Origin of the sequence: Streptomyces sp. NRRL B-24484, assembly GCF_000717715.1 — a bacterium.
Taxonomy (GTDB): domain Bacteria; phylum Actinomycetota; class Actinomycetes; order Streptomycetales; family Streptomycetaceae; genus Kitasatospora.
The window spans coordinates 204,774-216,828 of the sequence record NZ_JOAI01000003.1 but is presented as its reverse complement, the minus strand read 5'-3'; the positions used below and the strand labels follow the sequence as shown (position 1 = coordinate 216,828).

General features: G+C 74.4%; 11 protein-coding genes and 1 pseudogene. 9 read left to right on the top strand and 3 right to left on the bottom strand.

Annotation, left to right across the window (positions count from 1 at the left end):
• Positions 1 to 2: 2 nt before the first annotated feature.
• The 7 genes from IE98_RS0104350 (at position 3) to IE98_RS50450 (ending at position 8,585) form a co-directional block, all read left to right on the top strand.
• Positions 3 to 1,418 carry a nitroreductase family protein gene (locus tag IE98_RS0104350; protein WP_030264339.1) on the top strand — a complete coding sequence of 472 codons (1,416 nt, stop codon included), beginning with the start codon at positions 3 to 5 and terminating at the stop codon, positions 1,416 to 1,418.
• A gap of 70 nt (positions 1,419 to 1,488) precedes the next feature.
• Positions 1,489 to 3,342 carry a TOMM precursor leader peptide-binding protein gene (locus tag IE98_RS0104345; protein ID WP_052390109.1) on the top strand — a complete coding sequence of 618 codons (1,854 nt, stop codon included), beginning with the start codon at positions 1,489 to 1,491 and terminating at the stop codon, positions 3,340 to 3,342.
• Positions 3,339 to 5,765, top strand: a complete 2,427-nt coding sequence (locus IE98_RS51845; protein WP_030264335.1) for a lantibiotic dehydratase — start codon at positions 3,339 to 3,341, stop codon at positions 5,763 to 5,765. The genes IE98_RS0104345 and IE98_RS51845 overlap by 4 nt, the downstream gene beginning before the upstream one ends.
• Positions 5,762 to 6,868: a thiopeptide maturation pyridine synthase gene (locus IE98_RS0104335; protein WP_030264332.1), complete on the top strand. Its 1,107-nt coding sequence runs from the start codon at positions 5,762 to 5,764 to the stop codon at positions 6,866 to 6,868. Before IE98_RS51845 ends, IE98_RS0104335 begins: the two co-directional genes overlap by 4 nt.
• Positions 6,869 to 7,019: 151 nt before the next feature.
• Positions 7,020 to 7,478: a winged helix-turn-helix transcriptional regulator gene (locus IE98_RS0104330; RefSeq protein WP_234443400.1), complete on the top strand. Its 459-nt coding sequence runs from the start codon at positions 7,020 to 7,022 to the stop codon at positions 7,476 to 7,478.
• An 88-nt stretch (positions 7,479 to 7,566) separates the two neighbouring features.
• Positions 7,567 to 8,214, top strand: coding sequence for a ricin-type beta-trefoil lectin domain protein (locus IE98_RS0104325; RefSeq protein ID WP_159400825.1), 648 nt, complete (start codon positions 7,567 to 7,569; stop codon positions 8,212 to 8,214).
• A gap of 248 nt (positions 8,215 to 8,462) precedes the next feature.
• Positions 8,463 to 8,585, top strand: a complete 123-nt coding sequence (locus IE98_RS50450) for a hypothetical protein (protein WP_420706161.1) — start codon at positions 8,463 to 8,465, stop codon at positions 8,583 to 8,585.
• A gap of 23 nt (positions 8,586 to 8,608) precedes the next feature.
• Here the strand turns inward: IE98_RS50450 and IE98_RS44240 are convergent, their stop codons facing one another.
• Entirely contained in the window at positions 8,609 to 9,259 is a 651-nt protein-coding gene (locus IE98_RS44240) for a DUF4232 domain-containing protein (protein ID WP_052390107.1), read from the bottom strand.
• 184 nt (positions 9,260 to 9,443) lie between these two features.
• Here IE98_RS44240 and IE98_RS0104310 point away from each other — a divergent pair, with 184 nt between their 5' ends.
• A complete protein-coding gene (locus IE98_RS0104310) occupies positions 9,444 to 9,749 on the top strand; it encodes an Imm32 family immunity protein (protein WP_052390106.1) in 306 nt (101 codons plus the stop codon).
• 193 nt (positions 9,750 to 9,942) lie between these two features.
• Here IE98_RS0104310 and IE98_RS0104305 read toward each other — a convergent pair whose 3' ends face one another.
• Together IE98_RS0104305 and IE98_RS0104300 are read right to left on the bottom strand one after the other, a co-directional pair.
• On the bottom strand, positions 9,943 to 10,707 hold the full coding sequence (locus tag IE98_RS0104305; RefSeq protein WP_030264319.1) for a maleylpyruvate isomerase family mycothiol-dependent enzyme: 765 nt from the start codon (positions 10,705 to 10,707) through the stop codon (positions 9,943 to 9,945).
• A gap of 62 nt (positions 10,708 to 10,769) precedes the next feature.
• Positions 10,770 to 11,021 (bottom strand): annotated as a pseudogene (locus tag IE98_RS0104300) (IS5/IS1182 family transposase); the annotation flags it as partial.
• Between the two features lie 335 nt (positions 11,022 to 11,356).
• On the opposite strand from IE98_RS0104300, the gene IE98_RS0104295 reads away from it, so the two are divergent.
• A complete protein-coding gene (locus tag IE98_RS0104295; RefSeq protein ID WP_052390104.1) occupies positions 11,357 to 12,010 on the top strand; it encodes an MBL fold metallo-hydrolase in 654 nt (217 codons plus the stop codon).
• Positions 12,011 to 12,055: the final 45 nt, after the last annotated feature.

Sequence of the window (12,055 nt, the reverse complement as noted above, 5' to 3'; positions counted from 1 at the left end):
CCGTGAGCGACCAGGTCACGCGCTACCAGGAGGACGTGCACACACCGACCGAAGTGGCCGACCCGCAGGCCTTCCCGCCCCACGTGGTCAAGAGCTACCCGGGGGTGCCGCGCCATCCGCTGCCCTGGCCGCCGGAGCGCGCCGGACACCGGCTCGGCCGGCTGCTCGCCGACCTCGGCGGCATCACCCGCGCACAGTGGCTGACGCCGCTGGACATGCTGCCCTTCACCGACGGCTTCGACGCCCTCCCCGACGACGACCCGCTGCAGTGGCTGGTGACCAGGCGTCCGACACCCTCGGGCGGCGCCCGCTACGGCGCCGAGTGGTACGTGATCGCCGGCCCCGACTCCGAGGTGCCGACCGGCGTCCACTACTACGACCCGGCCCGCCACGACCTGGTGCAACTGCGGTCGGGCGACTACCGCGCCCAGGTCGCCTCCCGGCCGGCCGCCACGGTGCTCGTGCAGACCGCCGTGTTCTGGCGGCTCGCCGCGAAGTACGGCGAGATGCACTACCGGCTCGCCTGCCTGGAGGCCGGCATCCAGGTGGCGCAGGCCCTCGCCGTCGCGGGCGAGCAGCAGGCCACGGCCCGGTTCCGCTTCCCCGACGCCGACCTCGCCGACCTGCTGGGCCTCGACCCCCGCGAGGAGGGCGTGCACGCACTCGTCGAGCTGCTCCCGCCGGCCCCGGCCGCCGTGCGCGGCCCGTCCACGGCCGCCTTCCCACGGGCCCGCGGCGCGCACACGGCCGTGCTCGCACAGAGCCGGCCCCGCCCCGAACCGCTGCCCGCCGCCCCCGCGGGGGAGGGCGAGCGGATCGACCTGCCGCTTGCCGCACCCGACCTGCGGGCCGGCATCCTGACCCGGCACGCCGCCGTGCGCGGCTTCAACGGCGACCCGATGACGCCCCTCGCCCTGGCCACCGTCCTCGCCGCCTACGGACAGCAGGCCCGCTGGGACCTGCCGGACAACCTGGTCGAGCACTACTGCGTCGTCGCCGACGTGACCGGCGTCCCGCCCGGGGCCTACCGTTACCACCCCGACGAGCACCGGCTGGAGCGGGTCGCCGACGGCGACCCCCGGCAGCGGCTGCGCGAAGCCGCCCTCGCCGCCCTCACCCAACAGGGCGCGCGGACCGCGAACCTGTGGCTGCTGCCGGTCGGTGACGCGGAGGCCGCCGAGGCCCGGTTCGGAGCCCGCTGGTACCGGCTGCAGCAGGCCGCCGCCGGCGCCGCACTGCACCGGGCCTGTCTGGCCGGCGCGGCGATCGGCGTGGCGAGCCGGATCCAGAACGACGTGCTCACGCACCTGCTGGACGAGTGGTTCGGCCTGGAGGGGCGACGGCGGAGCCTGCTCATGGCGCAGCTGGGCACCGAGCACCCGGCCGGGCTGCGACCCGAGTTCCGGCTGACGTGGTGAGCACCGGACGACGCGGTGCGCACCGGTCGACGCGGTGCGTTCGGGAGGACGCGGTGAGGGAGAGGCGCACGTGAGCGAGACCGTACTCGGCGACGGCCTGCTGGCGGCCACGATCGCCGCGCGGCCACCGGCCTTCCTGGTGGTGGTGCGCGACACGTGGGACACCGGCGACTGGGCCGCCGCCCACGACCGGGGCGAACCCTGGCTTCCGGTGTGGACCGAGCTCGACAAGGTCGTGATCGGCCCGGTCGTCCGGCCCGGCGAACCCGGCTGCGCCTGGTGCGTGGAGACCTGGCGGTCCGCCGCGCCCCGCCGCGACCGGTGGACGGCCGCCCTGCGCGAGGACACGCGGATCGCGCAGCGGCCCTCGACCTGGCTCACCGGCCACGCCGCCGCGACCGTCCGCGAACTGCTGCACACCGGTGCGGCCGCCGACCGCTGCTGGTACGTGGGCCTGCGTGACCTCTCCCTCGCCCGGCACCACTTCCTGCCCGACCCGCTCTGCCGGGTCTGCGGCGCGCTGCCGGCGGACACCGCCGACCTGGCCGCGATCGCCCTGCAGCCCCGGCCCAAGCCGCGGCCGGGCGCCACCCGGATCCGCGAGCTGTCCGAAGCCACGCTCACCGCCGTGTACGCGGACGCCGAAACCGGCGTGGTCGCCCCGCCGAACGGCATGCGGGACGCACGGTTCCCGCTGGCCGAGGCCGTGCTCGCCGAGTACGGCTATCGCGGCGAGGCCGGCTGGGGACGCGGCCACGACTACGCCACCTGCCGGACCACCGCGATCGCCGAGGCCCTGGAACGCCTGGGCGGCCAGTGGCCCTGGGGCAGGCGGACCACCGTGCGCGGCAGCTGGGCCGACCTCGCGGACGACGCCCTCGACCCGCGCACGCTCGGCCTCTTCCCGCCCGAACGCCACCCCGACCCGGACGGCCGCTACCAGCCGTTCACCGAGGACGCGGTGGTGTCCTGGGTCTGGGGGTACTCCTTCGGCCGCGCCCGCCCGGTGCTCGTCCCGGAGAGCCACGCCTACTACCGGACGGACTGGCAGCCGGGCGCCGCGGCGGACAAGCCCTTCACCTTCGAGATCTCCAACGGCTGCGCGCTCGGCGGGTGCGCGGAGGAGGCGATCCTGCACGGCATCCTGGAGGTCGTCGAACGCGACGCCTTCCTGATGACCTGGTACGCCAGGATGCCGGTGCCCGAGGTCGACCTCGCCCGCGCACCCGACCCGCGGATCCGGCTGGTCGCCGAACGTCTGGAGCGGACCGGCTACCGGGTGCGGGCCTTCGACATCACCCTGACCGAGGCGATCCCCGCCTTCTGGGTCCTGGCCCGGGACACCGACAGCGACCCCGTTCGGCCGCAGGTCGTCTGCACCAGTGGATCGGCCCTCGACCCGGCCGCCGCCGTGCTCAGTGCCCTCGGCGAACTCGCGCCCATCGTCGAACAGGAGCTGCGCCGCTACCCCGCCGAGGCCGAGCGGGCCCGGCGGATGACGGCCGACCCCGACCTGGTGCGCGTGATGACCGACCACGCGCTGTGCAGCGCGACCCCGGAGGCCCTCGACCGCTTCGACTTCCTGCTCTCCGGCCCCGACCGCACCATCGGCTGGGACCGCCTCGGCGGCGGCCCCTGGCCGCACCACCCCGACCTCCGCGACGACTTGACCGAGGCCGTCGGCCGGATGCTGGCCGGCGGCATGGACGTGGTGGTCGTCGACCAGACGTCGCCGCTGCACCGGGCCGCCGGCCTGCACTGCGTCAAGGTGATCGTGCCCGGCGCGCTGCCGATGACCTTCGGCCACCGCAACCGGCGGACCACCGGCCTGTCCCGCCTGCGCGAGGTGCCGCACCGGCTCGGCCACGCACCGCACCCGCTCGCCGAGGCCGACCTCAACCCCCACCCCCACCCCTTCCCGTGACCGGCCCTCACCCCACCGCCGTCGCCGCCACCTTCGCCGTCCGGGTCGCGTGCCTGCCGGCGACCGCGACCGAGCGGCTGGTCGACCGGCGGCTGCGCCACGCGCTGCTGGCGGCCGCCCGCGCGGCCGCAGCACTGACGGCCCGCGCGGCCGTGCTCTCCGACCGCTGCCACGCGGTGATCGGGGCGCTGCCGGACGGGGCCGCCAAGCCGGGGCTGGTCGCCCTGCGGCGCCGCGTGCACCAACAGCGGGACACCTCGCGGCTGCTCGCCGATCCCCTGGTCAGCACCGCCCTGGGCGACGAACTCGCCTCGGACATAGCCGAGTTCGGGCGGAGCGTGGACCGGAACCGGGCCGAGCGGGCCGAGCTGCCGGCTCTGCTGGCCGAGGCCGACCGGGCCGTGGCCGCCGCCCTGCGGGAGATCGCCACCCACCCCCGCTTCGACCAGGGCCTCGCGCATGCCAGCCCCACCCTGCGGGAGGTGCTGCGGCGCAGGCCGGGCCGCCGGGAGCGGACCCGGCTGGCCGTCTACGTCGCCCGGGCCGCCGTCAAGACCAGCCCGTTCAGCACCTTCACCGCGAGCGGCCTCGGCCGTTTCGTCCTGGACGGACCGCCGCTCCGCTGGACCGCCACCGCACCGGCCCGGTCGGTGGTCGAGCTCGACCTCGCCGCCCTCGTCCCGCTGGCCGCGCAACGCGCCGCGGCGACCGCGACCCGCGTCCGCGTCAACCCCAGTGCACGGGTCGTGTCGGACACCGTCCGGTTCCTCGGCCCCGCGCCGCAGGAGGAACTGCTCAGCCTGCCGCTGACCGCAGCGCTGCGGCACTGCCTGCGGGCCGCAGCCGCCGGGCCGACGCTCGCCGAGCTGACCGCCGGACTCCCCGCGCCGCCGGAGCGGGCCGCCGCGTACCTGCGCTCACTGCTGGCAGCCGGACTGCTGCTGGCCCGGCCCGATCTCGACGAGCACGGCCCGGACCCGCTCGGCCGGCTGGCGCGGAACGCGCCCGAGCTGGTGCCCGTCCGGGACGCGCTGCACGCCTACGCGGAGGCCGACGGATCCGGACGGGCCGCCCTCGGTGCGACGCTCTCCGCACACCTCGCGCCGCTCGGCGTCACCGGCAGGCTGCGGGACGTGGTGACCGAGCAGTCGGTCGTCCCCGGGGTGCTGGTCGAGGCCTGCCTGCCCGCGTGGCAGGAGGCCCTCGACGACCTGGCGCTCGCCTGCCGGCTGCTGGCCGTCTTCGACCACGCACTGCCGTTCAAGCTGGCGGTCGCCGCGTTCGTCGCGGAGCGGTACGGCACGCGGACGCCGGTGCCCTTCGACCTCTTCTACACCGACCTGGTGCGCCACGGCAGCGAGGCGATGCGCCTGCACCCGGCCGTCGTCGCCTTCGCCCCGACCGGGCTCACCGCGGCCCTGGCCGCCAGCCCGGTCGCGGAGGTCCGCCGACTGGCCGGCCTGATCGGCGAGGTCCGCGGTGCCCTGCCGGACCGGCAGCGGCTCGCCGCCGTACTGGACGCACTCCCGGCCTGGGTGCGCCCGGTCGGGTCGGCCGCGGTCTACACCCAGTGCGACGGCGACCGGTTGGTCGTCAACGCGGTCAACTCCGGCTTCGGCCGCGGCCGGTCGCAGCTGCGCCGGCTGCTGGGCGCGCTCGGCGAGGACGCGCTGCCGGTCGCGGCGGTGCACCCGGCCGGGGTCCGCTACGCCGAGTTCGCGCGGACCCTCGCCACTTCGCTCAACCAGCGCGAGTTCGCCCTGCCGGAGCGCCTCGACTACCCGCCGCCCGCCCGGCTGACCGTCGCCGTGGGGCCGGACGGACTGCCCGTCCTGCTCGACGGCGGCACGGCCGTCCGCCCCGTCCACGGCGGGCTCTCCTACGAGCGGCAGTTGCCCCCGGTGATGGCCCTGCTGGTGGAGGCGTTCGGCGAGAACCCGATCCTGCTCCGGCCCGACCAGCCGCTGCAGCACGACGCGGCCGCGGGGACGGGGGAGGGCCGGGTGCTGCACGCACCGCGGCTCACCGTCGGACGCGTGGTGCTCCGGCGCGCCGCCTGGATCGCCCGGCCGGGCACCCTGCCCCTTCGCGCGGCCGGCCGGTCCGACGCGGAGCACTTCCTCCTGCTGGCCGCCTGGCTGGCCGAACACGGCATCCCGCCCCGGTTCTTCGCTTCCGTGCTGCGACCGGGCGCCGGCCCGACGGGCGCACTCGCCCGGGACCGGTCCCGGAAGCCGCTGCTGGTGGACATCGGCTCGCCGCCCCTGGTGCTGGCCTTCGAGAAGCTGGCCGCGGACCCGGCCGCGGCGGCGGTCCTCACCGAGGTCCTGCCGGAGCCGGAGGCGGCGCTCACCGACCGGGAGGGCGTGCCGCGGGTGACAGAATTCCTGATCGAGCTGAACTGTCGAGGAGACGCGCGATGACGGACTACTCCTGGCGCACCGTGAACGTCCACCATCACGACCCCGACCGCACCGACCTGCTGCTCGACGCGGTGCGGCCGTTCCTCCGGGCCGTGGCCCCCGCAGCCTCCCGGATCTGGTTCCAGCCGCACTGGCGGCGCGGGCCGCACGTCCGCATCCCGATCGAGGCGACCCCGGAGGCCTTCGACACCGTGGTCGCCCCGGCCGTGGCGGACGTCCTCGGCGGGTACCTGCGGGCCCACCCCTCCACCGCGGTGCTCGACGAGCGGGCCGCGCTGGAGCAGCACCGGCGGCTCGCCCGGTACGAGCGCGAACAGGGGCCGCTGACCCCGTGGGAGGCCAACAACTCCGTGGTGGTCGAGCCCTACGACCGGCGGCTGGCCGTCCTCGGCGGCCCGGCCGCCGCCGACCTGCTCGCCGACTACTACGTGGACACCAATGACACCGTCCTCGCCGTGCTGGAGCACGTCCGCGGCGGCGGTTCGCGGATGGCGCTCGCGGTCGACCTGTTCATCGCGGCCGCGCACCGGTTCCTGCCGCCGGTGACCTACGGCTACCTCTCCTACCGCGGCCACGTCGACGCCTTCCTCGCCAAGCACCCCGACGGCCTGCGGGAGCGGTTCGACCGGGTCTACGAGACCAACGCGGAGCGCTTCAGGCAACGCGTCGTCACCGTCACCGCGAACGCCGGCCAGTACGGCGCCCTGCCGTTCGGCAGCCTGCTCGACACCCTGCTGCGGTACCGCGACCGGGCCAACGGGCTGATCCTGACCGGGCAGCTGGCCCTCGACACCGACGCGAACGGCCGTCCGGAGGAGTGGGGTTCGAGCTGGAGCGCCTGGTCCGACCGCAGTCCCTTCCACCGGACGCTCGGAGGCCACCGGGGCGCGGCCGACCAACTCGGCGGCTGGAACGCCTTCCAGCAGTACCGGGTCGTCCTCAACTGGCTGTACCTGAACATGTACCGGATCGGCATCGGGGAGCTGGAGCGCAACCTGGTCTGCCACGTGGTCTCCCGGGCGGTCGAGGACGTGCACGGGGTGCGCGCGATGGACCGGATCCAGGACCTGATCGGCTTCGTCGACGCCGGTGGTCGTCTCTAACCGGTTGGCGGGGAAGTGATATGAGTACCCGTTAGGCAAAGGAATGTCATTGAATGCGATCGTATGGGACGGAATGCGCGCATGATATGGCATGCTCATGCTCCCGGCACGGTGACTGCTACGTGCCGCGAACGTGAGGGGGGAGCACACCGTGGCCACTTCCGAGGCCGGCGCCGCCGTCAACGGCGCTCATCGAGCCGACGACCCGAGCCGCCCGATCCTGGAGCAGATCGCCGACAAGTGGTCGATGACCGTCCTGGCGGTCCTCAGCGAGCCCAGGCGGTTCAACGAGATCAAGCGCCAGCTGGAGGGGGTGACCCAGCGGGTGCTGACCCAGACCCTGCGCCGCCTGGAGCGCAACGGGATGATCAGACGTCAGGTGCTGCCGACCTCGCCGGTCGGAGTCGAGTACTCGCTGACCCGGCTCGGCGAATCCCTGCGGGGGCCGTTCAGCCAACTGCACACCTGGGCCGTCGACAACACCGACGAGATCCGGGCGCACCAGCGGGAGTACGACCGGCGGATGCTCGACTGCCGAGCCCCCCTGCCCCCGGTGGTCGCGCCGATCCCGCCCGACGGACTCTCCGCGGGGCGTCCGTCGAGGCTGTGACCGTCGCGACGCCCTGAGGACGGTGGGTGCACCGGCGGGGTTCCGCCCGGCGTCGGCGCGGGCGGCACAGGCCGTGCAGGTGGCACAGGTGGCACAAGCGGTGCAGGCGGCCGACGCGTGCAAGCCGGCCGTGCAGGGCTCGTACGCCTCGGCCACCTGCACCCGGGACGCCGGAACACGGTGGTACCCGTGGACGATCTGCCGCAGCTCGAACGTGAGCGATCCCGGCTACGTCGTCTACGGCAACCTCGTCACCGGCAGCGGCACCTCCGCCGTCCGGTGCACGATCGCCGGCACGTACATCGGCGCCGCCCTGATCTACACCTACCCGCCGCAGCCGACCTACGTCACCGGGCCGATCGTCGGCGTCTTCTCCGGCAAGTGCGTCGACGTCGACAACGGCTCCGACCGGGACGGCACCCCGGTGCAGATCTTCCCGCGCAACGGCACCGCCGCCCAGACCTGGAAGATCGTCTCCGACGGCCGGATCGTCGCCCTGGGCAAGTGCCTGGACGTCAAGCACAACGGCACCGCCAACGGCACCGTCGTCCAGCTCTGCACCTGCAACGGCGGCGGCAACCAGCAGTGGACCGGGACCGCCGACGGCGGCCTGCGGAACCCCCGGTCCGGCAAGTGGCTGGACAACCTCGGCTTCAACGCCGCCGACCGCGCTCCGCTGGGCATCTGGGACTGCAACGGCCTCAGCAACCAGCAGTGGGACGTGCCCGTCGGCTGACCTCGCCCCCTGCCCGGGCCGTGCACGCGGCCTCGCGGCGCCGGCGGCGGACTCGATCGCGTCCACTCGATCGCATCCACCGCCGGCGCCGCCGGACGCGGATCCCCCGGCCCCGCTCGACCGGTGGTGGTTACTCGCGGGCCGATCCCGGCCAGAAGCGGAAGGTACCCGGCCGGGCGGCGTGTCCCACCGCGCGCAGCCCTCCGCAGGCACGGCGCACCGAGGGGCACGAGCGAAGGGATCGCCTGATGAAGACCACCACCAAGATCGTCCTCCTGATCGCGGTCGTCGTCGGATACGTCCTCGGACGGCTGAAGAAGGGCCGGTGGGCGCTCGCCCTCGCGTCGTACCTGGCCGGGGGGCGCCGGTGACGCCCGCGTCCCGATGAGCGGCCCTACCGGGCGGTGGGCGGGCTCATCCGGACCTCGTCGCCGCAGATGGTGATCTCCGTCGGCCTGCTGCGCCGGTCCACCACCGGGGCCCGGACGACCGTATCGGTGCCCGGCGCGACGACCTGGGCGGCACTGGCCGTGACGAACACGCAATTCCCGCTGTCCGGCCCCTTGCCGTTGAACTCGGAGTAGCGCAGGGCGATCACGGCCTTCCTGCCCGCGCCCAGCGTCACCGGCGCAGGACTGCCCGTCCCCACCCCGACGGCCTGCGGCCCCTTGCCCAGGTGGAATTCGAGCGTCGGGTACCCGGCGAGGACGCAGCTGCCCGGACCGGAGTTGGCGGCGACGAGTTCGGCGTTCGCCGGGTCCCTCGTGTCGGTGGCCGCGTCGGTGAGCCGGACGACCGTCCACCTCAGGTCCTCCGGGGAGCACGGGGGCGCCGGGGAGCCGCCCGGTGCCGCCGTCGCCGTGGCGCCGGCGAGCGGCGATGCGGAGGCCCGGGCCTCGGGGCGGCCGGCCAGGAGCGCGGCGGACACCGGCGCGCCGCCGGCGGCCTTCGGCGGGTCGTCGGTCGAGCCGGACCCGCAGGCCGTCAGCCCGAGCCCGGCCAGCAGGACGGAGACGGAAATCGTCGACAGAGAGCGCGAACGCATGGATCCCCCCGGATCGTCGGAACGGCCGACGGGCCACCCGTGTCGGCCCCGGCCGTGCATCGTCAGGAGTGAAGACGCCATGACAAGGGGGTCGGTTGCCGACGGAGCGGGAAAGCCGCGGATGGAAGCTCGGCCCGACGGCGATCGAGCCCCGAAGGGCGGGCGACCGGGCAGGATGTGCCGCATGACAGCCGAGCCGCATCAGCCTCCGATCGCCAGGACCACCACGACCGTGACCGGTGACGGTGTGCCGCGCGTGTTCAGCTGGGACGACGATGCGCGGATCAACGTCCGCAGCTTCGGCGCCGAGGCCGTCATCGAGGCGAACGCCGCCGGGCTGCGAACCCTCGCCCGGCACCTGCTGGCACTCGCCGAGGACGGCACGCCGGACGGCAGCCACCTGCACCTGGAAGAGGGCAACGGGCTCGCGGACGGTTCGGTCGGCCTGATCCTGGAGCGGGACGACGAGGCTCGGCCGATCGGCAAATGATGGGTGGGGCAGCCCGGACGGGCCCGAACGCAAGGCAGGCACGAGCCTGAGTGATCATGGAGTTCTTGACGCTCGGTGATCACCCGGAGGGCTCGTCGGGCTCCGCATGCTCATCCGACGCTCGACGAGCCGCTGCCGCTGGGACGGCCGCCCCGCCACCCGGCGCCTCAAGTGATCCGTCTGCCGGCCGGCCTCAGCCCCAGTCCTGCAGCTGCTGGAGCAGGTCGGCGTCACCCTCGATCCGCAGCGAGCCGGCCGGGATGCGCATGTACATGAGCAGGGCCATCTCGCTCGCCGTGCCGTAGACGGCGGCGGTGGGCTTGCTCTCGGCGGCCTCCGCCGCGGTGAGGCGGGTGAAGCGGGAACCGGCGGCGTCCACCGTCTGGCGCCAGGAGCCGGCCTCGGCTGCGTGGTAGTCCATGGTGGCGGGCTCGCCCGGCCACGGAACCGTGCCGGTGCAGACGGTGGCGAGGAACTCCTCGACGGCGTCGGCCGCCTCGGTCGTCGGCAGCTCCTGCGGGGTACCGGAGGCCAGCTGGGCGTCGTAGGTGTGGATCAGCGATTCCGGGACGCGGCGGCGGGCCACGGCGGCCACCGTGTGCGGCGAGGCCAGCGGTTCCCACCAGGCCCAGCAGGCCCGGTCCGGGCCGGCCTCGCGCAGAGCAGTGAGCAGCTGCTCCGTGGAGTCGGCCAGCCAGGTCATGAGGGCCTCGCGCTCCCTGGGCGCCGCCAGCCCGTCCTTGCTCGGCCGCTCGTCGCCCGGCGCGGTGTTCAGCACGATGTAGGCCCAGAAGCGGTCCCCCTCACTGAGGTGGTTCGCCAGGTCGTACAGCGTCCAGCCCGGGCAGGACGGGACGTCGGCGTCGAGGCTGGGGGCCGCGGCGACGGCGGCGCGGAACGCGGCGGAACGCTCGTCAATCATCCGCAGCAGGGTGGGGAAGTAGAGATGATCAGTCACGCGGACCTTGTATCACCCGGACGGGGACTCTCGCACTCGATCAGTACCGACCGGCAGCTGGATCACTTGAGGCGCCGGGGGCCGGGGCGGCCGTCCCAGCGGCAGCGGCTCGTCGAGCGTCGGATGAGCATGCGGAGCCTGACGAGAGTCGCGGCACGGTGGAGGTGGAACTCGACGACCGCGCCGTTCCTCCCGGTGCAGCGCCGGAGCTCGCCGTAGCCGTTCAGCCACGAGTGCGTCCGTTCCACGGTCCACCGCCTGCCGGCCTGGATCGGGGCGGGTACGGCCCGTGGCGCGGTCCGCCCGCGCCCGCCGGAGCGATGACCGGCGGGTGCGGGCGGATGCGGGTCGGGTCAGTACGAGCGAGCCCTCGCCCTGGCACGCGAGCACTCCCTGACGGACCTGACCCAGCAGGCCCTCGACGGGCTGGACAGCATCGACGGCGCCACCCGGGACAGCACTCCGAGCGGCTGACCACACGGCACCCGGCCTCGCGGGAACCCACGCGGTTCCCACCTGCCGGCCGACACGGTGACGGCCCGACAGTTCGCCGGCGCTGCCCGCGACCGAACCGGCGGCGGTGGGGAGTCCGCGCCCGCGCTGCCCGCGACCGCACCCGCCGATGAGGCCGTGCCGGTAGGTTGATCGGATGCGTCTGACCAAGTACGGCCATGCCTGCGTGCGCATCGAGGACGGCGACCGGGTGCTCGTGATCGACCCGGGCACCTTCTCCGAGGCGGACGCGCTGCGCGGCGCCACCGCCGTGCTCGTCACCCACGAGCACCAGGACCACATCGACGTCGGCAAGCTGGCCGCGGCCCGCGACAGCAATCCCGCGCTGACCGTCCACACCCACGCAGCCCTCGCGGCAGCCCTCGGCAGCGGCGCGACCGCCGTCGCAGCGGGCGAGACCTTCACCGCGGCCGGGTTCACCGTGCGTGCCGTCGGCGGCGAACACGCCGAGATCATCGACGGCCTGCCGGGCTGCCCCAACCTCGGCTTCGTCGTCGACGGGGTCTACCACCCCGGCGACTCCCTGTTCGTCCCCGACGGGCCGGTCGACACCCTGCTCGTCCCGGCATCCGGCCCGTGGCTGAAGCTCCGCGAAGCCATCGAGTTCGTCCGCGCCGTACGGCCGGCCCGGGCGTTCCCCATCCACGACGCCAACCTGAGCGCCATCGGGATGGAGAACTTCGACGGATGGCTGTCGGAGGAGGGGACCGACTACGCCCGCATCCCCCTCGGCGAGTCGGTCGAGCTCACCCAGGGCGCGTATCGGAAATCGATCTTGCCTGCTGAATGATGGTGGCGGCGCTGTGCCGTCGCCATCAGGTACGACAGGCTCGCG